This is a genomic window from Nocardia sp. NPDC056564 (genome assembly GCF_042793755.1).
Taxonomy (GTDB): domain Bacteria; phylum Actinomycetota; class Actinomycetes; order Mycobacteriales; family Mycobacteriaceae; genus Nocardia.
Genome location: NZ_JBHTUR010000003.1, coordinates 237,940 through 264,101 on the forward strand (window position 1 = coordinate 237,940; position 26,162 = coordinate 264,101).

A 26,162-nucleotide genomic window follows, 5' to 3' on the forward strand; every position below is an offset into this window, starting at 1 on the left:
CTGCGGGAGGGAATGTCCCAGCGCTTTCCATACTCGGCGGAGAGCGAGGTCAGGGGCAATCAAATGGGGTTCAAGAAACTCTTAAATCGTTGTCAGACAGCAGTTTCCTGCGCTTGTCGAAAACCTCTGACCAGCACGGGTTTACCGCGCCGGAAACCGGATACTCCGGCGCACGACACGATTCGACTCCGAGTGGACGGCGCGCATACCGCCACGCCGCCCGATCGGCCGGTGCCCCGCGGAAAAACAATACGCCGCAACCATATTGGCGGCGCTTACGAACTCCGCTCGGCCGCCACGGCCGGTCGGCCGTGCACCTGATTACGTTGCCGCAGATCAGGTATCAGCGTCAGCAGTCCGCCGAGCGCCATGGCGGCGCCGATCCAGAGCGGCGCCGTGAGGCCGAGCCCGGCGCTGATCCCGAGGCCGCCGAGCCAGGGGCCGATGACCACCCCGATGTTGATGGCGGACCCGTTGACGGTGTTGACCAGCGCACCCTCATTGGACACCGACATCACCCTGGCCGCCATGGCCGGGTTGAGCGGCAGGCCGATCAAGCCGAGCAGCACGGTGGCGACGACGGTCGGCGCCTTGTCCTCGACGCACAGCGCGAAACCCGCGAGCACCAGCATCAACGCGATCAATCCCGCGAACAGGACGGGCCGCGTGTAGCGGTCGGCGAACCGGCCGACGACGGCATTGCCCACCACGGTGGCGATCCCGTAGGCGGCGAACAACAGCGGCACCGTGGCCGGCGCGAACTGCGTGGCATCGGTGAAAATCGGTGACAGATAGGTGAATCCGGCCACGACGGAGCCGATGACCAGGGCGTTGGTCGCGTACGCGCCCCACAGCCGCAGGTTGCGGAAGGCCGGGATCTCCGCACGGAAGTCCATGGTCTGGGTGTCGCCGCCGGACGGAACCAGTGCCACGACCGCGGCGATACACACCAGTGCCAGCGCGTCGACCAGCCAGAAGCTGGCCCGCCAGCCGAAATGCTGCTCGATGAAGGTGGCCAGCGGCAGGCCGACGACCTGGGCGACCATCATGCCGCCGTACAGCACCGACATGGCGCGTCCGCGCCGTTCGGCGCCCACGAGCCGCACACAGACCGCGGCGCCGACACCGAAGAACGCCGACGCGGCCAGCGCGGTCACCACCCTGGCGATCACCAGCACCCAATAGTCCTGTGCCAGAGCGCCGATCGTCTGCCCGGTCACGAAGACCACGAGCAGCCAGATCAGCGACCGCTTCTGCGGCACCTTCGACAGGCCGACGATCAGCACCGGCCCGCCGACGACCATGCCGAAGGCGAAGATCGAGACGAGGTAGCCGATGGCGGCGATGGAGACGCCGAGGTCACTCGACATGCCGGGAATCAGCCCGGCGACCATGATCTCTGTGGTGTTGAGGCAGAAAACGCCGAGGCCCAACACGTATACGGCGAACGGCATGGCACCCCTCACGGCCGGGCGAACGCGGTCCACCGGTTGCCGGACGGGTCGGTGAACTGTCCGATGATCAGGCCGGTCGCATCGGAGAACGGGTCCATCAGGCGTTGTCCGCCTGCCTGTTCGACGCGCGCGAGCAGGTCCGGGACGTCGGTGACGAGCAGTCCCGGTATCGCGTAGTCGGCCGGGTTCGGCAGGGCGGTCACGTCCATCGTTCCGCCGATCGGCTCCGCCGCGCCGCCGGGGTGCACGCTGTAGTAGACCGCCCCTTCGGCGGCCTCGTCCCGCGCGTAGGTCCAGCCGAACGCGTTTGCGTAGAACGTCCGGGTGGCCTCGAAATCCGTTGTGCCGATTTCGAACCACGCCGTCGCGTTCGGCACCGGGGCCGGCCGCACCTGCTCGCCGGCAGCGGGTTGGAACAGCCCGATCTGGTTCCCCTGCACATCGATGATCACCGCGCGCAGATCGCCCCCGGCGGTCCGGGCGGGATCCTCGAAAACTTTGGCGCCCAACGTTTCCAGCCGCGGAACAGTCGCTTCGATGTCGTCGCATACGACACTGATCCACAACGCATCCGCGCTGCCGCGGCGCAATGCGCCCATGCTCGACGCCGCTCCGGGCGCGGTGATCGTGTAACAGCCGGGGCCGGACGACGCGAATTGCCAGTCGAATACGCGCTGATAGAACTGCTTGCCGAGGTCCGGATCGGTGGCGGTGATTTCGAACCACCCCACGGTGGCCGGGTGAGTACCCGAGGCGCTCATAACCACTCCTCCTGTATGACAGAGTACGAGTTGGTGTAGCGATAATTACCGTAAACTAGTTTCCAACGGGAAATCAAGTCCGCGACCGGGTGAGGAGAGACCAGTGTCTGTCGACGAGCACGAGCACAGCCAGGTACTCGACTGGCAGGGCGGGATCGAGAACGCGCTGGCCCACCTGACCTGCGTGCTGGTGGCGCGCCGCACCAGGACGACCCCGGAGCGGGTGAGCTGGCAGCAGTACGACGTCCTCGAAATGCTGCGCCTGCGTGGGCCGATGACGCCGTCGGCGCTGAGTGACGCGCTGAGCGTCTCGCGCCCGACCATGTCCAAAGCCCTGCGCGTACTGAAGGATCAGGAGCTGGTGGAACAGGCGACGCTCGGCACCGACCGGCGCGCCCAGACGACCTCGCTGACCTCGACCGGCCGCGAATTCCTCGACCGCGCAGCCGAATGCAGGCGGGACAACGCCGCGATCGCCGAGTCCGTGCTCACCCCGGCCGAACAAGCAATTTTCGCCGAACTGTGCGGCAAAGTCGCCGAGGCGATCCACAATGCCGGCCAGCCCGCACCGATTTCGCCGTAACCTGCACTGTCATATCGCTTCAAGAGCATTTGACAGTAACTTGAAGATTCTCTGGATGTGCCGGGCATAGCCGCCCGGATATGTTCGATGCAATGGAAATCGGCCGCCGCCTTCGTGCTTGTCATCGGCCGAAACCATTGCGTCGAAAGGAGTTTGCCGTGCCTGAATTCAGCGCCGGCACCATGCAGTCCGCGATAGTCGGTTTCGATCCGCTCGAACGCACCTGGATCACCGGCGATCACGCGGGGCTGTCGTTCGCTACCGCGCCCGCGCTGGAGGGTGAACTGCTCGTCGACGAGGAGTCGCGCGCCGCGGTCGCCACCGACCTGGGCAACATCACCAATCACAAGCCCGCGGCGGTGCTGCGGCCGCGATCGGCGGCCGACATCGCCGCGATGATCCGCTTCTGCCGCGCGCACGACGTCAGCGTGTCGACCAGGGGCGCGGCGCACACCACGCTCGGCCAGGGTCTCACCGACGACCTGGTGATCGAGAACAAATACCTCAACCGCATTCATTCCATCGGTAAGGATGTCGCCGAGGTCGACGCCGGAATCCTGTGGAAGGACCTGATCGACGCCGCCTACGCGCAGTCGCCGAAGCTGACCCCGCCCGCCGTCACCGGTTACACCTCGCTGACCGTGGGCGGCACGCTCTCGGTCGGCGGGCTCGGCGGTCTCGTCGGCGCGCTGCGCACCGGGCTGCACGTCGACCACGTGCGCGAACTCGAGGTCGTCACCGGAACCGGCGCGATCGAGCGTTGCTCGCCGCGACACCTGCCCGATCTGTTCGAGGCGGTGCTCGGCGGGCTCGGCCAGTGCGGCGTCATCACCAAGGCGGTGCTCGACCTGGTCCCCGCGGCCGAACGCGCGCGCTCCTATGTGCTGGAGTACACCGACAACGCGAAGTTCTTCCGCGATGTGCGCACGCTCATCGAGCGACCGGCCATCGACCACGTCTATGCGGAGTTGTATTCGCCGGAGTCCGAGCCGACCCATCGGCTCTATGCCACAGCCCTTTACGATCCGGCCACGCCGCCGGACGACGCGGTCGCGACCGAGGGCCTGACCACCGAGGCGTCGATCGACGACACCACCTACCTGGATTACGCGTACAAGATCGACACCCTGGTCGACGGCATGCGCGCCGAGGTGGGCTGGGACCGGCTGGTCAAGCCGTGGTACGACGTATGGCTGTCCGGCGCCGTGGTCGAGGAGTACGTCGGCGAGGTGCAGTCGCGGCTCAGCGCGCGGGACATCGGGCCGTTCGGGATCAGCCTGCTGTATCCGCAGCGGCGCTCGCACCTGACCCGGCCGCTGCCGCCGGTGCCCGACGCGGACGGCTCCGACTGGGTGTTCGTCCTCGACATCAACACGGTGGCCGAGACGCCCGGCGTCGATCCGGCGTTCATCGACGAAATGCTGGACCGCAACGATCACATGTTCGCCCATGCGCGGGCGCAGTACGGTGCCGTGCTCTATCCGATCGGCTCGCTGCGATTCACCGCACAGGACTGGCGAGCGCATTACGGCGACAAGTGGACGGCGTTGCGCGCGGCGAAGACTCGCTACGACCCGGGCGCCATTCTCGCGCCGGGTCTCAAGATCTTCCAAGACGACTAGGGAGTTTCCCCATGCCTCCATCCAAGCCCGAACTGACCGGGACCACCGGTGCGGTATCCAGTACGCACTGGCTCGCCTCCGCCGCAGGCATGCGCATTCTGGCCAACGGCGGCAACGCCTTCGACGCCGCCGTGGCCGCCGGCTTCGTGCTCCAGGTGGTGGAACCGCATTTCAACGGTCTCGGCGGTGACCTGTCCGTCGTCGCGCACCGTGCGAACAGCGATGAGGTGCACCAGATCTGCGGCCAGGGCCCGATGCCGCGGGCGGTCGGCATCGATACCTTCGCCGAGCTCGGGCTGAGCGGTATCCCCGGATCGGGGCTGCTGCCGGCCTGTGTACCCGGCGCCTTCGGTGGCTGGATGCGGATGCTCGCGGAGTTCGGCACGATGTCGCTGGCCGATGTGCTGCAACCGGCGATCGGCTACGCGGACAACGGCTTTCCGCTGCTGCCCGAGACCGCGCAGGCCATCCAGGTGCTCGCGCCGCTGTTCCGCGAGGAGTGGACCGGGTCCGGCCAGACGTATCTGCGGGGCGGCGTCGCGCCGGCGGCGGGCAGCCGGTTCCGCAATCCGGCGCTCGCCAACACCTATCAGCGGCTGATCAAGGCGGCGGAGTCCGCGTCGGCCGATCGCGAGGCGCAGATCCAGGCCGCACACGATGCCTACTACAAAGGCTTTGTGGCGGAGGAGATCTCGGAATTCCTCGGGTCGGGCCCGATGCTGGACTCCACCGGCAGGCGGCACCGCGGACTGCTCAGCGCCGACGACCTGGCCGGCTGGCAGCCCACCGTCGACACCGCGCCGAGCTACACCTACGGGGCTTATGAGGTGTTCAAGCCGGGACCGTGGTCGCAGGGCCCGGTGTTCCTCCAGCAGATCGCGCTGCTGGACGGATTCGATCTGGCGACGATGGGCCCGGGCAGCGCCGACTATATGCACACCGTCACCGAGTGCACGAAGCTCGCGATGGCCGATCGTGAAGCGTGGTACGGGGATCCGGCGTTCAGCGACGTGCCGCTGGCCGCGCTGCTGGACGAGGAGTACAGCCGGGAACGGCGGACCCTGGTCGGCCCGCGGGCCGCGCTGGACCTACGGCCGGGTGCGCCCGGCGGCCGGACCTCGTTCATTCCCGAGCGGTCCGTGCCGGACTACCCCGAGGCCGACTCCGAGTGGATGTCGCAGCTGCGCAACGGATTACCGACGATCTTGCAGGAGACCGCGACGAAGGGCGACACCGTGACCGTCACCGCGGTCGACCGGCACGGCAACCTGGTCGCCGCGACGCCCAGCGGCGGCTGGCTGAAGAGTTCGCCGGCGATCGCGAGCCTCGGCTTCCCGCTCGGCACCCGCGGCCAGTGCGGCTATCTTGCCCCCGGCCACCCGAACTCGCTGGCACCGGGCAAGCGGCCGCGGACCACGCTCAGCCCGACGGTGGTGCTGCGCGACGGCCGTCCGTATGTCGCGTTCGGCACGCCGGGCGGCGACCGGCAGGACCAGTGGACGTTGCAGTTCTTCCTCAACGTCGTCGACTTCGGCCTCGACTTCCAGGCCGCCACCGAGACCACCGCCTTCCACACCGATCAGGTGCCCGCCTCGTTCACGCCGCACGCGCACCGGCCCGGTGTCCTGGTGGCGGAGCAGACCTGCGATCCGGCGGTCGTCCAGCAGCTGGAACAGCGCGGCCACCAGGTGGAACTCGTCCCCGCGTACTCGCTGGGCCGGGTCTGCGCGACCGGGTTCACCGAGGACCACGAGTTCGTCCGGGCTGCCGCGAGCCCGCGCAAGCGGCACGCCTACGCCGTCGCCGAATAGCGCCGGGCGACACCATCTTCGAAAGGAACAACGATGACGACCACCGAATATCGTCCGGAAATCATCGAACTCACCGATGAGCGGCAGCGCCGGGAATGGCAGGCGTTCACCCTCTCCGACCTGCCCGAAATGATCAGCGCGATGCATGTCTGCCACGCGGTGCGGGCGATCGCCGACACCCCGCTGCTGGAGCGGCTGAAGTCCGGGCCGCGCAGCCCCGCCGGCGGGCTGCTGGCCGGGATCGATCCCGACATGGGACCCGGTTTTCTGCGGTATCTGGTCAATCGGGGCATTCTCGAGACCCGGGGCGAGGAGTTCTTCCTGACCCGGCTCGGCGAGTTCCTCACCACCGATGTCTCGCTGGCCCGCCTCGGCGTCTACGTCGACGCGTACGGGATGGTCACCAGCCGGACCGGCGAGCTGCTCACAGGCAAGGCGGTATACGGCAAGGACGTGATTCGCGACGGCGGCAAGCTGGGCGCGCACTGCGACACCCTGTTCTCCGCCTTCCACACGCCCACCCTGCTGACCGCCATGCGCGGCCGGAACGTCGAGCGGATTCTCGATATCGGTTGTGGTGGTGGGTCATTGGTGGTCGACGCCTGCCTGCGCGATCCCGCGCTGACCGGTATCGGCCTGGATATCGACGCCGACGCCGTCGCGGTGGCCAACGAGCATGCCCGCACGTCAGGTGTCGCCGATCGGGTCGAGTTCGTGGTCGGGGACGCGTTCGCGCCCAAGTCCTGGCCGAAGGAATGTTTCGAGGCCGACGGACTGTGCATGATGAGCGCGTTGCACGAGCACTTCCGGCACGGCGAGCAGGCCGTCATCGACCTGTTGAACGAGATCTCGGCGACGTTCCCCGCATTGAAGATCCTGCTGATCGGCGAGCCGGAAATCCGTTACGACGGCAGGGAGAACGACGACGACTTCTTCCTCATCCATGTGCTGACCGGTCAGGGACTGCCGCGCGATCGGGCCGCCTGGTTCGACGTGTTCGAGAAGTCCGAGCTGACCTGTCGCCGGATGTACACGCGACCGGAGGCCGGGCCGCGGTTGTGCTTCTACGATCTGGCCGGAAAGGACCGGCCGTGACCACCACAGCGACCCCCGGCGTCGCGGTCGAGACCGATCTGGACCTGTTCTCGACCGAGGCCCTGCTCGATCCGGTCCCCAGCTATCAGACCCTGCGCGACCTCGGCCCGGTCGTGCGGATGACCGAACATGATCTCTACGGGCTGTTCCGGTACGACCAGGTGCGCGCCGCGCTCGTGGACTGGGAGGGGTTCAGTTCCGCACGGGGCATCGCGATGAACCCGACGGCCAACGAACTGTCGGACGGCTCGCTGCTGTCGATGGACCCGCCGCGGCATCGCGCCGTGCGCAAGGTGCTCGACGACGCCCTGCGGCCCAAGTACGTACGCAAGGTCGCGGGCAATATCGAGCAGCTCGCCGACGAACTGGTCGACGACCTGATCCGGCGCGAAACCTTCGACGGCGTCACCGATTTCGCGGCCAAGCTGCCGGTGGACATCGTGATGGACCTGATCGGCTTTCCGCGCGACGAACAGCGGGACAAGATTCTGGTCTGGGCGCTCGGCGCGTTCAACTACTTCGGGCCGCCCGGTGCGCGTCAGCTGTCGACCTTTCCGGACGTCGAGGCGCTCATGCAGTATCTCGTCACCGACGCGACGCCGGACAAGTTGCTGCCGGACAGCTTCGGCCACATCGTCTGGGCGGCAGCCGATCGCGGCGAGATCACCGAGAACGAAGCCCTGATGACCATGAGCGCCTACGCCTGTGCCGGGCTGGACACCACCATCGCCGGCGTGGCCAGCACCCTGTGGCTGCTGGCCGAGAACCCGGACCAATGGGCGGCCGTTCGGCAGGAACCGAAGCTGATCCCCGGCGCGTTCCTGGAGGGCGTCCGGCTGGAGACACCGATCCAGCACTTTTCGCGCGTCACCACCGAGGACCGAGAGGTCGACGGCGTCACGATTCCCGAGGGCGCCCGGGTCCTGGTCTCCTACGGTGCGGCCAACCGCGACGAACGCCACTATCCCGACCCGGACAGCTTCCGGGCGGATCGAAACCCGGCGGACACGGTCGGCTTCGGCTTCGGCGTACACAACTGTCCGGGAAGAACTCTCGCCTCGATGGAGGCCAACGCGTTGTTCGCCGCCCTCGCCGCACGCGCGGCCACGCTGGAACTCACCGGTGACCCCATCCGGGAACCGAACAACATCACCCGGGGACTGGCAACACTCCCCATGCGCATCTGCTGAAAGGGGCGACCATGCGAGCGGCACAGGTGGTCGAATACGGCGCCCCACTCGAGCTACGCGAAATTCCCGATCCCGCACCGGAACCCGACGGCGTCGTGCTGGAGGTCCTGGCCACCGGCATCTGCCGGAGCGACTGGCACGCGTGGATGGGCGACTGGGGGTGGATGGGCGGACAGGTCGCGCTGCCGCGCACACTGGGACACGAGATCGTCGGCACGGTAACGGCTGTCGGCCGCGAGGTGCGCACCGTGCGGGTCGGCGACCGGGTCACCACCCCCTTCCACCTGGCCTGCGGGACGTGCGCCTACTGCCGGTCGGGGCACGCCAATGTGTGCGACAACATGCAGGTGCTCGGGTTCTGGTGTGACGGCGGGTATGCCGAGTACGTCCGGATCGCCGCTGCCGACGTCAACTGCGTCCGGGTGCCGGACGAGCTGACACCGGTGGCGGCCAGCGCGATCGGCTGCCGGTTCATGACGGCGTTCCATGCGGTCACCGGGCAGGGACAGGTTCGCCCCGGCGAATGGGTGGCCGTACACGGGGTCGGCGGGGTCGGATTGGCCGCTGTGCAGATCGCCAGTGCCGCAGGCGCTTCCGTTGTCGCGGTGGATATCGATGCGGGCAAGCTCGCGCTGGCCAAGGAGCAAGGGGCGGTGCATACGGTCGACGCGAGCGTCGAGCAGGATGTGCCCGCGGCCGTTCGAGAAGCCACCCGCGGTGGTGCGCACGTCTCGATCGATGCGCTCGGCACCGCGGCGACGGTGGTGAATTCCCTACGCTCGCTGCGTAAGCGCGGCAGGCACATCCAGGTCGGGCTGACCAGCGCGGCGGATTCCGGGCAGATCGCGCTGCCGATGGATCTCCTCACCATCGGCGAACTGACCGTCGTTGGCTCGCACGGCAATCCGCATTCCAGCTATCCGGAGTTGCTCTCGCTGGTCACCTCCGGCCGGCTCACACCGCAGACGCTGGTGCGGCGCACGGTTTCGCTCGACCGGGCCGGGGAAGTCCTGTCCGCGATGAGCGATTTCACCACCACCGGCATCACCGTCATCGACCGCTTCTGACGCGGACCGGGAGGACACGTGGAAACCAGCCCCGTGGGCGCCGCCGCCCGCAACTTCCTGACCCGGCCGCATCTGCTGTACATCGACGGCGCGTTCGTCGCGGCGGCGAGCGGCCGGACCTTCGGTACCGTCGATCCGTCCACCGGCGGGCACCTTGCGGAGATCGCTTACGCGGGAGCGGAGGACGTCGCGGCCGCCGTCACCGCCGCCCGTGCCGCGCTCGACGGACCTTGGAGCCGGCTCTCCGCCGCCGATCGCGGGCGGCTCATCGCGCGGCTGGCCGACCTCATCGAGCACAACGGCGAGGAACTGGCCGAGCTGGAGGCGCTCGACGCGGGCAAGCCGATCACCATGACGCGCGCGCTCGACGTTCCGGCCGCGGCAGCGCAATTCCGCTACTTCAGTGGCTGGCCGGCCAGGATCGAGGGCGAGACGATACCCGTCGCGGTGCCGAATACGTTGTGCTACACCAGGAAAGAGCCGGTCGGGGTGTGCGCTCAGATCATTCCGTGGAACTTCTCGCTGTTGATGACGGCGTGGAAGGTCGGCGCGGCGCTGGCGGCCGGGTGCACGGTGGTGCTCAAGCCCGCGGAGCAGACGCCGTTGACCGCGTTACGGTTCGCCGAACTGGTCGACGAGGCGGGCTTCCCGGCGGGCACGGTCAATGTGCTGACCGGAGACGGACAGACCGGTGCGGCACTGGTGGATCACCCCGGCGTGGACAAGATCGTGTTCACCGGGTCCACGCCGGTAGGCCGGGAGATCGGCGCGAAGGCAGGAGCACAGCTCAAGCGGGTGACCTTGGAGCTCGGCGGGAAGAGTCCGAACATCGTTCTCCCGGATGCCGACCTCGACGCCGCGATCGCCGGGAGCTACACCGGGATCTTCGTCAATGCCGGCCAGGCCTGCAACGCCGCGTCCCGGCTGTTCGTGCACGAGAGCGTGTTCGACGAGGTGATCGAGGGGCTGTCGGCGCGGGCGAAGCGCGCGCAGGTCGGGCCCGCGCTGGATCCGGCGACCGAATGCGGGCCGGTGGTATCGGCCGAGCAGTATCGGCGCGTGCGCGGCTACCTCGAGGACGGGCTGGCCGCCGGTGCGACGTTGCGGTCGGGAGACCTTCCCGACCCCTCCCCCGCTGGCGGGTTCTTCATTCGGCCAACGCTTTTCACCGATGTCACGCCGGAGATGCGGATCTGCCGGGAGGAGATCTTCGGGCCGGTGCTGGTGGCGTCGCCGTTCGGCGACATCGAGGAGGCCGTGCGCCTTGCCGATGCCACCGAGTACGGTCTCGCGGCCGGCGTGTGGACCCAAAACCTCAGCACCGCACACACTCTCGCCGCGCGCCTGCGTGCGGGCTCGGTCTACCTCAACACCTGGGCGCCCGGTGATCCGGCGGCCCCGTTCGGCGGGGTGAAGGCGTCCGGGGTCGGCCGGGAAATGGGACGGGCCGGGCTCGACGCGTATCTGGAACCGAAGACCGTGTGGGCGACGCTCGCGTGAGACGACGATAGCGAAAGGACAGGACGATGTGCGGAATCGCCGGTTGGGTGGATTTCGATCGTGATCTCACTGCCGAGCGCCGGGTTCTCCAGGAAATGGTGGACACCATGGCACTTCGCGGCCCCGATGCCGAGGGAATGTGGTTCCATCCGCATTGCGCCCTGGGACACCGGCGGCTTTCGGTGATCGACCTCGAGGGCGGCAGGCAGCCGATGGTCACGCCGGAAACATTGCCCGACGGGACGCCGCTGGCGGCGATCAGTTACAGCGGCGAGGTGTACAACTTCACCGAACTCCGGGACGAACTCACGACCAAGGGCCACCGTTTCTCGACTCGGAGTGACACCGAGGTCGTTCTGCGGGCCTACCTGGAGTGGGGCACCGAATTCGTGCGGCGGCTCAACGGAATGTTCGCCTTCGCGATCTGGGACAGTCGCGTCGAGGAATTGCTGCTGTATCGGGATCGGTTGGGCGTCAAGCCGTTGTTCTACTATCCGGCCGCCGACGGTGTGCTGTTCGGGTCCGAGCCGAAGGCGATTCTCGCGCACCCGGCGAGCCGGGCGGTGCTCACGCTCGACGGGCTGCGCGATGTGCTGTCGTTTGTCCGGGTTCCCGGGCAGACACCGTTGCACGGAATGTATGAGGTGCGTCCCGGGCATGTGCTCCGGGTTCGCCAGGGGCGGCGGACCGAGGAGAAGTATTGGGAATTGGAGTCGCGGCCGCACACCGACGATATTCCCGCGAGCGTCGGCCGGGTCCGGGAGTTGTTGGAAGACATCGTTGCCCGGCAATTGGTCGCCGATGTTCCGCTGTGCACGCTGCTGTCCGGCGGATTGGATTCCAGTGGGTTGACGGCCCTCGCGCAGCGGAGGCTCGACGGCGGCAAGCGCATCCGGAGCTTCTCCGTGGATTTCGAAGGGCAGGTGGAGAACTTCGCGCCGGAGCCGTTGCGGGAGGCGCCGGATCAGCCGTTCGCGCAGGAATTGGTGCGGCACGTCGGGACCGACCACCAGACCATCCTGTTGAACAACGCGGATCTCGTTTCGCCGAGCATCCGGTCCGCGGTGTCGCGGGCGTGGGATCTGCCGTTCGGGGACGGCGATCTCGGGCCGTCGCTCTATCTGCTGTTCCGTGCAGTGCGGGAGCAATCGACGGTCGCGCTTTCCGGCGAATCCGCGGATGAGGTCTTCGGCGGCTACCTGTGGTTCCATGACGAGAAAGCCGTGCGGGCCGATACGTTTCCGTGGCACGCGCTCGGCGAGCGGTCGATCACCGAGCAGTCGACTGCGTTCCTGAATCCGGATCTGACGGCGGCACTGAACCTTCCGGAATACATCGCCGATCAGTACCGGACGGCGCTGCGGGAGGTTCCGCACCTGGCCGGGGAAGCCGGGCACGACCGGCGAATGCGGAGCGCGAGCTATCTGAATTTGACCCGGTGGCTGCCGGTGATGCTGGATCGCAAGGACCGCTTGAGTATGGCCGGCGGCATCGAGGTCCGAGTTCCGTTCTGCGATCATCGACTGGTCGAGTATGTGTTCAACGTGCCGTGGTCGATCAAGACCTTCGACGGACGGGAGAAGAGCCTGTTGCGCGCGGCGACCGCGGATCTGCTCCCGGAATCGATTGTGAAACGCCGCAAAGCGCCCTATCCGTCCACCCAGGATTCCGGGTATGACCGGGCGATCAAGCACATTCTCGGAAAGATTGTCGCGGAGCCCAGTTCGCCGGCATTGCCGCTGTTCGATCTCGACGCGATCGATCGGCACCTGAACGCACCGGTGGCCGGCGCGTCATCGATGCAGGAACGCGGGCTGTACAACGAGACACCCATTCGCCTCGCCGAATGGATCGACGCCTACGACGTGCGCGTCTTGGTATAATTTCCTTTTGGAAACTAGTTCTGGTCACGCTGAGGGGAGTGGATATGTCGGATCGAGTCGGTCGGCAAGCGAACGACAGTATTACGCTGCAAGGCGTCCGCGAGAACAACCTGAAGAACGTGTCGCTGGAGATCCCCAAGGGGCGGCTGACCGTCTTCACGGGCGTATCCGGTTCCGGTAAGTCGTCGCTGGTGTTCGGCACGATCGCCATCGAGTCGCAGCGACAGCTCAACGAGACCTTTCCCTGGTTCATTCGTAATCGGCTGCCGAAGTACGAGCGACCGCATGCCGAGCGTATGTCGCATCTGTCGACGGCCATCGTGGTCGATCAGCGGCAGATCGGCGGCAGTTCCCGCTCGACCGTCGGCACCATGACCGAGATCAATCCCATTCTGCGCGTGCTGTTCTCGCGGCACGGCAAGCCCAGCGCCGGCGAGTCGAGCAGCTACTCGTTCAACGTTCCACAGGGCATGTGCCCCGAATGCGAGGGACTCGGCCGCACCGCGCGCCTCGATCTCGATCTGCTCCTCGACAAGAACAAGTCGCTGAACGAGGGAGCGATCACGTCGCCGCTGTACGCGGTCGGTGGTTACCCGTGGACCATCTACGCCGAATCCGGCCTGTTCGATCCGGACAAGCCGCTGGCGAAGTTCACGGCGGAGGAATGGGACAAGCTGCTGTACGGCGAGGGGTTCAAGGTCCGCCGTCCCGGCAAGGATGTCACGCACTCCAACGAGTACGAAGGCGTGGTCACCAAGTTCAATCGGCGCTACCTCAAGAACGGGCTCGATGCGCTGAAGGAGAAGGAGCGCAGGGACGTCGAGCAGGTCGTGACGGTCAGTACCTGTCCGGCGTGTGGCGGCGGACGGCTCAACAAAGCCGCGCTGGCCTCGAAGATCAACGGGAAGAACATCGCCGACTACGCGGCGCTGGAGGTCACCGAACTGATCGCCGAGTTGGGGCACATCGACGACCGGGTCGCCAAACCCGTTGTCGAGGCGGCGGTTACGGCGCTGACCCGGCTGGAGTCGATCGGGCTCGGGTACCTCAGCCTCGGTCGCGAGACGTCCACACTGTCGGGTGGTGAAGGACAGCGACTGAAGACGGTCCGGCATCTCGGCAGCAGCCTGAGCGACCTCACCTTCATCTTCGACGAGCCGAGCGTGGGGCTGCATCCGCGAGATGTGCACCGGCTCAACGAACTTCTCGCCCAGCTGCGGGACAACGGCAACACAGTCCTGGTCGTGGAACACAATCCCGACGTCATGGCGGTCGCCGATCGAATCGTCGACATCGGGCCCGAAGCCGGTGCGCACGGCGGCGAGATCGTGTTCCAAGGGACGTACCGGCAGTTGCGGAAGGCGAACACGCTCACCGGGCGGCGGCTGCGTGAGCACACCGGCCTGAAGGAGAAGGTGCGCGAATCGACCGGCGCGCTGGACATCCGCAAGGCGACGGTGAACAACCTGCACGATGTGTCCGTGCGCATTCCGACCGGCGTGCTCACCGCGGTGACCGGGGTGGCGGGTTCCGGTAAAAGTTCGCTCATCTCAGGGGCTTTCGCGGCCCAGCATCCGGACGCGGTGATGGTGGACCAGTCGGGCATCGGCATCTCCTCTCGATCGACGCCGGCGACCTATGTGGACATCATGGACACGGTGCGCGGGCTGTTCGCGAAGGCGAACGATGCCGATCCCGGGCTGTTCAGCTTCAACTCCGCCGGTGCCTGCCCGGCGTGCAAGGGGCGCGGGGTGATCGAGACCGACCTCGCCTACCTGGATCCGGTCACGGTGACCTGCGAGGTGTGCGAGGGCAGCCGGTATCGGCCGGAGGCGCTCGCGAAGACGTTGCGCGGCAAGAACATTGCCGAGGTGCTCGGACTCACCGTCGAAGAGGGGCTGGCCTACTTCACCGAAGAGAAGGTGATTGGGAAGCTCGCGACGCTCGGCGAGGTCGGCCTGGCCTATCTGACGCTGGGGCAGCCGTTGTCCACACTGTCGGGTGGTGAGCGTCAACGTTTGAAACTCGCGCTCCGGCTGCAAGATACGGGCACCGTGTTCGTCTTCGACGAGCCGACCACCGGCCTGCACATGGCCGATGTCGACCGCCTGCTCGTGCTGTTCGACCGGCTGGTGGACGACGGGAACACGGTCATCGTGGTCGAACACGACCTGGAGGTGGTCAAACACGCGGACTGGGTGATCGATCTCGGACCCGACGCCGGACGTCACGGTGGCCGAATCCTGTTCGAGGGCACGCCGGAACAGCTCACCGCCGACAAGAAGTCCGTGACCGCGCAGTACCTGCGCGCCGATCTCGAACGAGCCGATCGCTGAGTTCGTCCGGGTCAGCCGAGGGCGCGGTCGGCCAGTGCGGCGACGATCGGGGTGAGGGTGGTGGCGTAGCTGACCGTGAGGTGGTTGTCGTCACGGTAGATGAGGTTGTCGCGGGCGATGAGCGGGCACCGGGTGGTTGTGCAGAACAGGTCGGTGAGGTCGGCGTAGTGCGCGCCGGCGGAGGTCGCGGCGGCGCGTTCGGCGGTGATGCCCGCGTCGTCGACAGCGATCGAGCGGGACGGTGTGCAGGCCAGCGCGTCGTCCAAATGGTCGGACAGGCAGGTCGGCGCCGTCGTGTGCGGATCCGGGATCGGGCCGAGGACAAGGACCTTCGCGCCGGTTGCGCGTAGCTGGGCGGTCAAACGGGACAGACTGTCGATCCATGCCTGGTCGTAGGTCGTGAAACCGAAGTCGCCGCCGTACCGGCGGGACATGCTCAGCACGATCAGTCGCGGGTGCTCGGCTTGCAACCGGGACAGGATCTGGTGGCGCCACTGCACGCATTCGGTGTACTCGCGGCCCAGGTAGGGGCTGGTGATGGGCAGCTCCATCAGCGGGCAGGTGACCTTGCTCATCGTTTCCAGTCGCCAATGCCGTTGTTCGGCAACTCGTTCGAACGCGGGACTCCACATCGCGGCGTGCGAATCGCCGACCAGGGCCACCCTGCTGGTCGAATCCGGATCGCCCGAGGCGCATTCGGGCTGGCCGATGTCGAGCCACGAACGTACGCAACCGTTTCCGAAAACCGTCGCCTTGTCGCCGGGTGCGTCGGCGAGCGCCGGCGAGAGATTCGAAGGGACGGAGCGCCGTTCGGCCGAAGCAGTGACCGCGGCCTGCACCTGCGCGGTCAACTGTCGGACCACCGCACCGTGCGGGTCGACCGCCGCTGCCGCCGGCTCCGGCGCCGACATCACCGTGAGCGCCTCGGCGGCCGCTCCGTGGCCGACCGGGGCGGGCACGAACACGAGCAGCGCCACCCCCGCACCCACCGCCACCGCGGTGACGGCGCCCCCGCTCGCGAGACTCAGTGCGGCCGAACGCCGTAGCGGTGCCGCGAACCGGACCGGATTCTCGACGAACCACAGCGTGAGCATCGCCAGGCCACCCGCCGTGACGACGGCGCCTACCGCGCCGACGGTATCGAGATCATGACCGAGCACCCGTGGCGCGAGCAACAGCACCGGCCAATGCCAGAGATACCAGGAGTACGACAGCCGCCCCAGCGACTGCAACGGCTCGACCGACAGCGCCCGCCCCACCCCCCACCGGGTGGTGGCGCACCCCGCGGCGATGATCAGCGCCGAACCGAGGACCGGCAGCAGCGCCGCCGTGCCGGGATACGGTGTGTGCCCGTCCAATCGGGTACAGGCGAACAGGATCGACGCCAACCCCGCCCACCCCGCTACGGTTGCCACCGATTCCGGCAACCGCCGCCACACCGGAACCGAAAGGGCGACCATGCCTCCGAGCGCCAGCTCCCAGGCCCGCGCCGGTAAGGCGAAGAACGCCCACGGCGGCAGCGTGCGAGTCCAGGTGTACGAGATCGTGAACGACGCCGCGGCGACGAGCGTGAGAACGATCAGATACGGCACCGGCGAAGGATCCACCCGACGCCGACGCCGCACCAACCACGCGACCCCGATGATCAACGCGGGCCACAGCAGATAGAACTGCTCCTCCACGCCCAACGACCAGTAATGCTGAAACGGCGACGGCGGCGCAGCCGCGGCCAGATAATCCGTCCCATTCCACGCGAGCCGATAGTTCCCCGCATACAACGCACTGGCGATCCCATCCCAGAGCACCGCCCGAGCCTGCAGCGGCGGCAACCACATCGCCGCCCCCACCGCCGTGGCGACCAGCACAATCCCCGACGCGGGCAACAACCGCCGAGCCCGCCCACCATAGAACCGAGCCAACCCCACGGTCCCGGTAACCGCCACTTCCCGCCACAACATCCCGGTAATCAAAAACCCCGAAATCACAAAGAAAACATCAACCCCCACGAATCCACCCCCAACCCCCCACACCCCCGCATGAAAAACCACCACCGCCACCACCGCAATCGCCCGCAACCCCTGCACATCCCCCCGAAACCCGACCCCCACCCCACCCGGCTCAACCCGCCGACCCACCATTCCCCCGGCCACAGTCCCTACCATGGGACGCATTCTTACCAACTCACCCCAAAAATGTCCCCCCGAACTTTCCCGATCAAGAATCACTGAACAAATATGTAAGTCACGCTTATAAAGCTCGCCGAGCATGCCGGGCGTACTGCCGCCGATCATCTACGCACTCATATTCACGCAAAGAATTTCCACCACGGACAGGCGACAAATCGGCCGGAGCATCGGACGTGTACGCGTCAACCCGCCGCGGCGGCACAGTGCCGCCGATCAGCAAGCCCAAAAACCCGCGCCAGCAGGTGCTTGACGTAATGATTACGTCACTATATCGTGGCCGTATGCTGTTTCCGACTCCCGCATTGAGCGACGCCGACGAACGTGTGCTGTCCGAAGTGGATCGCATGCGCGATTTGTTGCGTCACCAGCTACAGGGCGCGCCGAGCGGGTGGACCGGAGGGTTGCGGAAGTTCCTGACCGCAGATGCGGTGGCGGCGTCCAACTCCATCGAAGGTTTCAAGGTCGCCACTGTCGATGTGGAGGACCTGATGGCCGGCGAGCGTGACGTCGACGTCTCGGAGGAGAATCGAGCAGAAACGCTTGCCTATGAGCAAATGATGACCTACATCCAGACATTGGATGACGTCGAGGACTTTACTTACAGCAAAGGACTTCTCAACGCACTGCATTGGATGCTGCAGGGACACCGGCACACTGCACGCCGACCAGCCGGCCAGTGGCGGCGAGGTCCGGTATACGTTACCGACGTGCGCGATCCGAGCATTGCCGCATACACCGCGCCAGAGGCAGCGGCGGTGCCGGGATTGATGAACGAGTTGGTGGACTGGCTCGATATCGAGAAAGGGTCACACCCACTGGTTCGCGCTGCGATGGCTCACCTACATCTGGTATCGATTCATCCCTGGGCCGACGGCAACGGCCGAATGTCACGCTCGCTGCAAACGTTGATGATCGCGCGCGAAGGCGTACTCGCGCCGGAGTTCTCTTCGATCGAGGCATGGCTGGGTCGTCCGGGTAACACGTGGGAGTACTACCAGGTACTGGGGCGTCGCGGCAGTGAGTACCGGCCGAATCAGGATGTCTCGGAATGGATCCGGTTCAATCTGATCGCCTATCACCAGCAGGCACAGACTGTCCACGCGAGGTTCGTCCGTTCCGGACGGGTATGGGAGTCGCTCATCGATTTCGCCTCCGGCAACGGTTTGGACGAACGACTGGTCACCGCGTTGCACGACGTCGCGATGTCGGGCCGGGTGCGCCGCACCCGCTACGAGCAGAACGAGGGTCTGAATCTGCAACAGGCACAACGTGATCTACGCGAACTCGTGCGGAGGCAGATCCTGGCGCCGGTCGGACGCACCCGCGCACGGTTCTACGTCGCCGGCCCGATGTTCCCCGAGGCTGCATTGGAAATCGCGCACACACCAACGACATTGACAGATCCGTACGCCACCGCATGACGAATCGCACGAGCGGAATGGTTGCGGCGACTTCCCCTATCCATGGAGGGTGTGGGCGAGGGAATAGCCGAGCGCGGCGGCGGCCAGGCCTGCGGTGATGCTGAGTACTGCGTTCAGGGTGGCCTGGCGGTAGGCGTGGTGTTGGGCCAGGCGGACGGTTTCGTAGCTGAAGGTGCTGTAGGTGGTGAAGGCGCCGCAGAAGCCGGTGCCTGCCAGCAGCATCCAGGGGGCGGAGAGGCCCGCGCCGGTGATGGCGCCGAGGATCAGGCAGCCGGTGATGTTGACTGCCAGTGTGCCCCAAGGGAAATGGCCGTCGTGGCGGGATTGGACGGTGCGGTCGAGCAGATAGCGCAGCGGTGCGCCGAGGACGGCGCCGGTGATCACGAGCAAGGCGTTCATCGCGCCGCCTCGACCGGGGTGGGACGCACCAGCGCGCGAACGAGTATCTGGGCCAGGGTGGTGGCGACCAGGGCCGCGATCAGGGTGCCGAACAGGTAGACGGCGGCGACCAAGACCGTGGCCGGATCGAGTAGCGCCCTGATGTCGTTGGCGTAGGTGGAGAAGGTGGTGAAGCCGCCGAGCACGCCCACGCCGAGGAACGGACGTACCAGCGGATGCGCGGGACGGATTTCGGTGATCACGACCATCAGGACGCCGAGCAGGAAACTCCCCGCTACGTTGATCATGAACACCGCCCACGGGAAGCCACCCGCCGGCGCGGGCCAGGCGAGGGTGAGCCCGTAGCGCGCCAACGCCCCGAGCGCGCCGCCGACGGCGATGACGGCCAAGACAACGCCGTGCGTGCTCGCGAGTTCGCAGCGCTGGTCAGGGCTGTGCAGGTCGATATCGGGATCGACGAGAACGGGTGCATGCGGGTCGATGGGCACGGCTGTCTCCTACTCCATGGGCCGCCCGAAAGCGGAGTGATGGGGTAGGGACTGTTGGCCGGCGATGCCCGCGGTTGTTCCGGATCCGATGCCCGGAGCGGCGAGCCCCACCGCCGCAGCAACCATTGTATGTCGTGTCAACGCGGGGTGCGTGCGGGGGTATGGCCGACAGGTTCCGGAGCGCGGCTACTGGCGGCGCAGCTTGCTTACCGAGCGGAGTACCCAGGGTGCGGCGGCACCGGCGGCCACCGCCGCCAGCGGTACGACCACACGTCCCCAGATATCCCGAATCGGCCGATACCGCACCGCGCCGTGACTGATCTCGAGGTACCCCACCGGACGGATATCGGTGCCACCGCCGATGCTGCCCTCGATGCCGCCGAATCCGATACCCGCGCGCGCCACCGGCACGACGGTGACACCGCCGGCGGTGACCGGTTCACCGAAAACCATTGCCGCACCGGCCCGTCCGCCGACCAGGTCCGCGATCTGGTCGCGCACGACCGTCGCGACATCGTCACCAGGGCGCTCTGCGGTCATGGGAACAAGCCTAGGACAGAACGAAACCCGGTGGGGATGGCCACCGGGTTGCGTTCTGCCTTGTTTCCAGACTTACAAGGCGAGTCCACCGTGATGGGTCACGGTCTTTACCTGTGCGGGACTGGTTTTCGCCGCCGTCGTGCGCGCGGGCGGGTTGTCGCTGAACGCGAACGTCGCGACCGAGTAGGCGATGGCGCCGGTGTTCACGGCGAGCGCCTTCTCGTTGATGTTCTTGGTCGTGTCGCAGGCACTGTGGTAGCAGGAGTCATACGGCTTGCCCGCTTCACCACCGAACATCTTCTGCTGCTCGGGCGTCTTGACCCCCTCCGCACCGGTGAACAGGCCGCCGACCGGAATGCCGACCGCCATGAACGGCCCGTAGTCGGAGCGACCGTCGAGCGCGGTGGGGATGTGCGGGAGGCGGAGGAAGTCGAAGTACTTGGCCAGGTTCTTCTCGATCTCGGCGGAACCGGCCGGTCCCCCGCTGCCGTCATAGATCATGTACGCGTAGTTCGGCGACGCGATCATGTCGTAGTTGGCATACAGCGCGATCTTGCCGCGATCCGCCTCGGGCAGGTTCGCCACGTAGTGTTCCGAACCGAGCAGGCCGAGCTCTTCGGCTCCCCACCAGGCGAAGCGGACCTTGTTCTTCGGCGGCACCTTGGCCAGCTGCAACGCGACCTCGAGCAAGCCCGCGCTGCCGGATCCGTTGTCGTTGATACCCGGACCGGCGAGCACGGAGTCGAGGTGCGCTCCGGCCATCACGACCTTGTCCGCGTTGCCGCGTTTGGTCTCCGCGACGATGTTATTGGTGGTGCGGGTCGTGCTCTCGGTATCGGTCTTGACCTTGACCACCGTGTTCGCCGGGGACGCGAGGTCCTCGCCCACGGCGAAGCTCGCACCGACCACCGGCACCGTGAAACCGGGCCCGCCGAGGGTTCCGGCGAAGGCGTCGGTACGGCCGGGCTGGCCCTCGTTGAAGATGATCACGGCCGACGCGCCTGCCGTCTGGGCATTGCGCGCCTTGTCGGCGAAGGGGCAGGTGCCGCGCTGGATCAGGGCGATATTGCCCGCGGTGAAGCCGGCGAAGTCCTCGGCCTCGCAGCCGGAGGTCGAGCTCGGCACCGGCGCGGGCGGCAGGGTCAGATCGACGGCCTGAACCTTGCCCGTCACGTCGCCGGAACCCGAATAGGTCAGGGTGGTGAAGTCGCCGAGATCGCTGCTGCCCGGCGCGGTCGGCTTGTAGACCTTCGCGTCGGGTGAGACCTGCGACATGGCCGCGGTCGACTTCTCCCGGAAGAACGGGAAGTCGAACTTCTGCACGGTTACCTGGTAGCCCGCGCCGCGGAGCTTGCCGGCCACGTAGTCACTGGACTTGTCGAAACCCGGGGTGCCGGAGGCACGGGTGCCGCCATTGGCGTCGGCGATCTTCTGGAACTCCTGCAGGTGTCGTTTGATGTTGGGCGCCTGGACCGATTCGGCCAGTTGTCGCTCGGGGGGCGCGCCAGGATCGGCATGCGAGATCCCGGCCAGCGTGAGCGAGAGAGCGAGAGGCAGAGCGGCGGTGACGGCGACAACGCGACAAGCCTTGGCACGGCGGAAGATGTGGGGCATGTGGGGCTCCTCCAAAGGGACGGACAAATCCCGATGGTCGGAGGTTAAGCCGGTATGTCCGCTTAGTGAAACCCCAGTCCAAGTGGGGAAAACGGTTGTGTGGGTACGCTATCCGGCGGTCGGGGCCGGTGATTCCGGAACGACGAAACCCCCGGCCTGCGCAGGCAGCCGGGGGTTTCGTCGGGTCGAATTACGCTCAGCCCTTGATCAATTCGGGCGTCGCGGATTCGGTCTCGTCGGAATCTTCATGTGCGGCAGCTCGGTTCGGCAGCAGCACGGCGGCGGCGATCACGACCAGCGCCAGGACGGCGGACACCAGGAACGCCAGGCGCATGCCGTCCAGGTGCGCGGTCACCGCGTCGACGCCGTCCTTGACCAGCGCCGTGCTGCGCGCCGACATCACGGTCACCACCAGCGCGGTACCGAAGGCCGCGGCAACCTGCTGCAGGGTGCCGAGCATCGAGCTGCCGTGCGAGTACAGGTGCTGCGGCAACGCACCGAGCCCGAGGGTGAACACCGGGGTGAAGGTCGCGGCCAGCGACACCATCAGCAGCATGTGCAGGCCGAGCAGCTGCCAGTACGGCATGCTCAGCGAGATCAGCGTGAAACCGGCCAGCGACGCGGCAATGCCGATCGACCCGGGGATCACCAGCAACCGTCCGCCGAACCGGTCGAACAGCTTTCCGATGGTCGGTCCGAGCAGACCCATCGCCAGACCGCCCGGCATCACCAGCAGGCCGGTCGCCAGCGGGCTCAGACCACGCAGGTTCTGCAGGTACAGCGGCAGCAGGATCATCGAGCCGAGCATCGCCATGAACGCGACCGACATCAGCACCAGCGCCTTGGTGTAGGTGCCGGCCAGCAGAACACGCAGGTCCAGCAGCGGGGTGCCGCTGCGCTGCAGGCTCAGCTGACGGAACACGAAACCGGCGATCAGCGCGACACCCGCGGCGACGATCAGCGCGGGGCCGGTCAGGTTGTCGACCTCGAATCGGCTGAGCCCGAACACCAGTCCGCCGAAGCCGAGCGCGGCGAGCACCACACTGGCCCAGTCGATCGCGCCGACCTGCGGCTCACCGACATTCTCCAGCTGACGCAAACCGAGCCAGGCGACCACCGCGGTGATCGGCAGCACGAGCACGAAAAGCCAACGCCACGAACCGACCTGCAGCACCAGCCCGGAGATCACCGGCCCCATCGCGGGCGCCACCGAGATGGCGAGGGTGACGTTGCCCATCACCCGGCCGCGATCCTGTTCGGGGACAACGGTCATCAGCGTGGTCATCAGCAGCGGCATCATCACCGCGGTGCCGCCGGCCTGCACGATCCGGCCGAGCAGCAGCACCTCGAAGGTCGGTGCGATGGCCGCGAGCGCGGTGCCGGCCAGGAAGATTCCCATCGCCGACGCGTAGGCCTGCCTGGTCGAAACCCGTTGCAGGAACCAGCCGGTGGTGGGAATGATGGCGGCCATGGTGAGCATGAACGCGGTGGAGACCCACTGCGCCGCTCGCTCGGTGACGTCGAGATCCGCCATGAGCCGGGGGATCGCGTTGATCATGATGGTCTCGTTCAGGATCACCACGAACGTCGCGAGCACCAATACCCGGATTACGAGCGGTGTCCGTCCTCCCTTGGCGGGAGCGGATATATGGGCGGACATCGGATACCTCCGGGCAGATGGTTGACAGTTGAGCGTGTGGCCCCTGGAGGGTCGAGGTCCCGGCGCCACAATGAATGAGACGGACTCGGGTGCTCGAACTCATCGGGCGCTCAACAGTTAACCGGTTGGGACCGACACAAATCACCGGGTTTTCCCGGAGATATGACCGTACGCTTCGAGATACGCGCTGTTCAACGGGATTTTTCCAGCGGCTTCAAGATCGAATAGTGAGCCGGATCACTCTGCCGGGCGCAGCGAACTAGACGAGCGACCAGGGCGGAGCTGTGCGCGAACGCGTTGCCTGGTCGCTTGCTCGGGGGTGCCGTCAGGCGCGTTTCCGCTCCCGATGGCCGCGCCGGTCCAGCTGCGGCGCAGGGTCCGGCACGATCCGCAACCGTTGTTTGTGGCGCGGGCCGGCTGCTGGTCCGGCCGGGTTCTCGTCGAGTGAATGTTCCGCCCGCGGTAGGGGCGCGATGGTGGGCGGCGGTGGGTCGTCGATCTCGGTGCGCTCGGCGAGGTGCTCGTCGGGTTCGTACATCCGCTCGGCCGGGGGTGCGGCCAATCGGAGGGCAGAAATCAGAATGTATGCGACCACGGCAGTTTCTCCGTTGTTACGGGCCGGCAACCGCACCGGCGGGGTGATTCACCATTCGGCGAAGGAACCGTCCTTGCGGTACCAGATCGGATTTCGCCAGCGATGGCCCAGTTCGGCGGCTCGGGCCACCGCCTTCTCGTCGATCTCGATGCCGAGACCCGGCGCGTTCAGGAGGTCGACATAGCCGTCGCGGTAGGCGAAGACGGCGGGGTCGACCAGGTAGTCGAGTAGGTCGGATCCGGTGTTGTAGTGGATGCCCAGGCTTTGTTCCTGGATGAGCAGGTTGGGGGTGGCGAAACCGACCTGCAGGCTGGCGGCCAGCGCGATCGGACCGAGCGGGCAGTGCGGCGCGATCGCCACGTCGCGACTCTCGGCAAGGGCGGCGATCCGGCGGACCTCGGAGATGCCGCCCGCGTGCGAGAGGTCCGGCTGGACGACCGCGATGCCCTGGTCGATCACCGTGCGGAAGTCCCACCGGGAGAACAGCCGTTCGCCGGTCGCGATGGGAATGCTCGTCCCGCGGGCGATCTCGCCGATCCGGTCGCTGACCTCGGGCACCAGCGGCTCCTCGACGAAGAACGGCAGGTACGGCTCCAGCAGCGGCAGCACTCGCCGCGCCATCGCCACGGAGAGCCGGCCGTGGAAATCGACGGCGATGTCGAACTCGTCGCCGGTGGCCGCGCGGACCGCGGCTACCCGCTCGACGATGCCCGTGGTGGCACGCGGTGTGTCGATCAAATCGAGTTCGGCCGAGCCGTTCATCTTGATCGCGGTGAAGCCCTGCTGTTTTCGTTCGAGCGCGGCTTGGGCGACATCGTCGGGGCGGTCGCCGCCGATCCAGCTGTACACCCGGATCCGGTCGCGGACCGCGCCGCCGAGCAACTGCCAGACGGGGACGCCGAGGGCCTTGCCGGTGATGTCCCACAGGGCCTGGTCGATGCCGGCGACCGCGCTGGACAGGATCGGACCGCCGCGATAGAAGCCGCCCTTGGTGAGCGCCTGCCAATGCGCCTCGATGCTCATCGGATCCTTGCCGACGAGGTAGTCGGCCAGTTCGTCCACGGCGGCGGCGACGGTGTGCGCGCGGCCCTCGATGACCGGTTCACCCCAGCCGGTGATGCCCTCGTCGGTGTCGATGCGCAGGAAACACCAGCGCGGCGCGACCAGGTAGGTGGTCAGTGCGGTGATCTTCACCGGGACTCCTTTCGTACGCTCCAGCCACCGTCGACGACGAGGTTGGCACCGGTGATGAACGAGGCGTCGTCGGAGGCGAGGAAGGCGACCGCCGCGGCGACCTCCTCGGGTTTGCCCAACCGGTCGAGGGCGGTGGCGCGGGCCGACATTCGCCTGCCCTCCTCGTCGACGTCGTCCCAGACCGGGGTGAGCACCGGGCCGGGCAGAATGGCGTTGAACCGCACCCGGGACGAGCCGTACTCCACGGCGAGTTGCCGCACCAGCGCGGTCAATCCGCCCTTGGCCGCGGCGTACACCGGATATCCGGGCAGGCCGAACTGGGCGTGCACGCTGGAGATCGCGACCACATTGCCGGTGCGGGAGCGCAGATCATCGATGAAGGTGCGCACACCGAGAAACAGCGGCGTCAAATTGACCGCCAGGCCCTCGTCCCACTGCGGGCGGGTCAGCTCGTGCGCGGGGATGGTGGCCTGCTTGGAGGCGTTGCTGCACAACGTGTCCAGCGGACCGAACAGCTCGTTGACCCGATCCCGCAGCTCGGCCCACGACTCCTCGCGGGAGACGTCGCAGCGGACGAATTCGGCGTGATGCCCGGCCGCGCGGATCTTCGCCGCGACCTCCGCTCCCCCGGCTTCGGCGATATCGGCGACGACGACCGAGGCTCCCTCTTCGGCGAGGCGCCGGGCCGTGGCGGCCCCGATGCCCGATGCCGCACCGGTGACGACCGCGACGCGGTCCGACAGGCGACTCAATGCTCTTCCCT

At 67.0% G+C, this 26,162-nt stretch carries 21 protein-coding genes; 10 read left to right on the forward strand and 11 right to left on the reverse strand.

Annotated elements, in window-relative coordinates:
* Nucleotides 1-275: 275 nt before the first annotated feature.
* Nucleotides 276-1,454, reverse strand: a complete 1,179-nt coding sequence (locus ACFQ9K_RS08975; RefSeq protein ID WP_378717614.1) for an MFS transporter — start codon at nt 1,452-1,454, stop codon at nt 276-278.
* Nucleotides 1,455-1,462: 8 nt separating this feature from the next.
* Nucleotides 1,463-2,215: a VOC family protein gene (locus ACFQ9K_RS08980; protein ID WP_378717613.1), complete on the reverse strand. Its 753-nt coding sequence runs from the start codon at nt 2,213-2,215 to the stop codon at nt 1,463-1,465.
* Nucleotides 2,216-2,318: 103 nt separating this feature from the next.
* On the opposite strand from ACFQ9K_RS08980, the gene ACFQ9K_RS08985 reads away from it, so the two are divergent.
* From ACFQ9K_RS08985 to ACFQ9K_RS09025, 9 genes are all read left to right on the forward strand, one after another.
* On the forward strand, nt 2,319-2,798 hold the full coding sequence (locus ACFQ9K_RS08985; protein ID WP_378717612.1) for a MarR family winged helix-turn-helix transcriptional regulator: 480 nt from the start codon (nt 2,319-2,321) through the stop codon (nt 2,796-2,798).
* A gap of 158 nt (nt 2,799-2,956) precedes the next feature.
* On the forward strand, nt 2,957-4,420 hold the full coding sequence (locus ACFQ9K_RS08990) for an FAD-binding protein (protein WP_378717610.1): 1,464 nt from the start codon (nt 2,957-2,959) through the stop codon (nt 4,418-4,420).
* Nucleotides 4,421-4,431: 11 nt separating this feature from the next.
* A complete protein-coding gene (locus ACFQ9K_RS08995; RefSeq protein WP_378717608.1) occupies nt 4,432-6,231 on the forward strand; it encodes a gamma-glutamyltransferase in 1,800 nt (599 codons plus the stop codon).
* A 33-nt stretch (nt 6,232-6,264) separates the two neighbouring features.
* Nucleotides 6,265-7,326 carry a methyltransferase domain-containing protein gene (locus tag ACFQ9K_RS09000; RefSeq protein WP_378717607.1) on the forward strand — a complete coding sequence of 354 codons (1,062 nt, stop codon included), beginning with the start codon at nt 6,265-6,267 and terminating at the stop codon, nt 7,324-7,326.
* On the forward strand, nt 7,323-8,516 hold the full coding sequence (locus ACFQ9K_RS09005) for a cytochrome P450 (RefSeq protein ID WP_378717605.1): 1,194 nt from the start codon (nt 7,323-7,325) through the stop codon (nt 8,514-8,516). The genes ACFQ9K_RS09000 and ACFQ9K_RS09005 overlap by 4 nt, the downstream gene beginning before the upstream one ends.
* Nucleotides 8,517-8,527: 11 nt before the next feature.
* On the forward strand, nt 8,528-9,583 hold the full coding sequence (locus ACFQ9K_RS09010) for a zinc-dependent alcohol dehydrogenase family protein (protein WP_378717603.1): 1,056 nt from the start codon (nt 8,528-8,530) through the stop codon (nt 9,581-9,583).
* A gap of 18 nt (nt 9,584-9,601) precedes the next feature.
* Nucleotides 9,602-11,083, forward strand: a complete 1,482-nt coding sequence (locus tag ACFQ9K_RS09015) for an aldehyde dehydrogenase family protein (RefSeq protein ID WP_378717601.1) — start codon at nt 9,602-9,604, stop codon at nt 11,081-11,083.
* 26 nt (nt 11,084-11,109) lie between these two features.
* The gene (asnB, locus tag ACFQ9K_RS09020; protein WP_378717600.1) at nt 11,110-12,966 is read left to right on the forward strand and encodes an asparagine synthase (glutamine-hydrolyzing); all 1,857 of its coding nucleotides are present in this window, start codon (nt 11,110-11,112) and stop codon (nt 12,964-12,966) included.
* Between the two features lie 44 nt (nt 12,967-13,010).
* A complete protein-coding gene (locus tag ACFQ9K_RS09025) occupies nt 13,011-15,302 on the forward strand; it encodes an ATP-binding cassette domain-containing protein (RefSeq protein ID WP_378717651.1) in 2,292 nt (763 codons plus the stop codon).
* Nucleotides 15,303-15,313: 11 nt separating this feature from the next.
* Here the strand turns inward: ACFQ9K_RS09025 and ACFQ9K_RS09030 are convergent, their stop codons facing one another.
* On the reverse strand, nt 15,314-17,440 hold the full coding sequence (locus ACFQ9K_RS09030) for an SGNH hydrolase domain-containing protein (protein WP_378717650.1): 2,127 nt from the start codon (nt 17,438-17,440) through the stop codon (nt 15,314-15,316).
* Between the two features lie 329 nt (nt 17,441-17,769).
* Here ACFQ9K_RS09030 and ACFQ9K_RS09035 point away from each other — a divergent pair, with 329 nt between their 5' ends.
* Entirely contained in the window at nt 17,770-18,909 is a 1,140-nt protein-coding gene (locus ACFQ9K_RS09035; protein ID WP_378717599.1) for a Fic family protein, read from the forward strand.
* A gap of 36 nt (nt 18,910-18,945) precedes the next feature.
* On the opposite strand, the gene crcB (ACFQ9K_RS09040) is transcribed toward ACFQ9K_RS09035, so the two are convergent.
* The 8 genes from crcB (ACFQ9K_RS09040) to ACFQ9K_RS09075 all read right to left on the reverse strand — a co-directional run bounded on the left by crcB (ACFQ9K_RS09040) (nt 18,946) and on the right by ACFQ9K_RS09075 (nt 26,151).
* Complete coding sequence (gene crcB / locus ACFQ9K_RS09040; RefSeq protein ID WP_378717597.1) at nt 18,946-19,308, reverse strand: fluoride efflux transporter CrcB; 363 nt, start codon at nt 19,306-19,308, stop codon at nt 18,946-18,948.
* Nucleotides 19,305-19,796: a fluoride efflux transporter CrcB gene (crcB, locus tag ACFQ9K_RS09045; RefSeq protein ID WP_378717596.1), complete on the reverse strand. Its 492-nt coding sequence runs from the start codon at nt 19,794-19,796 to the stop codon at nt 19,305-19,307. The genes crcB (ACFQ9K_RS09040) and crcB (ACFQ9K_RS09045) overlap by 4 nt, the downstream gene beginning before the upstream one ends.
* A gap of 186 nt (nt 19,797-19,982) precedes the next feature.
* Nucleotides 19,983-20,336 (reverse strand): hypothetical protein, encoded by a 354-nt coding sequence (locus ACFQ9K_RS09050; RefSeq protein ID WP_378717594.1) that lies wholly within the window; start codon nt 20,334-20,336, stop codon nt 19,983-19,985.
* Nucleotides 20,337-20,408: 72 nt separating this feature from the next.
* A complete protein-coding gene (locus tag ACFQ9K_RS09055; protein ID WP_378717593.1) occupies nt 20,409-21,950 on the reverse strand; it encodes a M28 family metallopeptidase in 1,542 nt (513 codons plus the stop codon).
* A gap of 196 nt (nt 21,951-22,146) precedes the next feature.
* A complete protein-coding gene (locus ACFQ9K_RS09060) occupies nt 22,147-23,610 on the reverse strand; it encodes an MDR family MFS transporter (protein WP_378717592.1) in 1,464 nt (487 codons plus the stop codon).
* Nucleotides 23,611-23,935: 325 nt separating this feature from the next.
* Nucleotides 23,936-24,205 carry a hypothetical protein gene (locus ACFQ9K_RS09065; RefSeq protein WP_378717590.1) on the reverse strand — a complete coding sequence of 90 codons (270 nt, stop codon included), beginning with the start codon at nt 24,203-24,205 and terminating at the stop codon, nt 23,936-23,938.
* Between the two features lie 48 nt (nt 24,206-24,253).
* Nucleotides 24,254-25,399: a galactonate dehydratase gene (dgoD, locus tag ACFQ9K_RS09070; protein WP_378717588.1), complete on the reverse strand. Its 1,146-nt coding sequence runs from the start codon at nt 25,397-25,399 to the stop codon at nt 24,254-24,256.
* Nucleotides 25,396-26,151 carry an SDR family NAD(P)-dependent oxidoreductase gene (locus tag ACFQ9K_RS09075; protein ID WP_378717587.1) on the reverse strand — a complete coding sequence of 252 codons (756 nt, stop codon included), beginning with the start codon at nt 26,149-26,151 and terminating at the stop codon, nt 25,396-25,398. The genes dgoD and ACFQ9K_RS09075 overlap by 4 nt, the downstream gene beginning before the upstream one ends.
* Nucleotides 26,152-26,162: the final 11 nt, after the last annotated feature.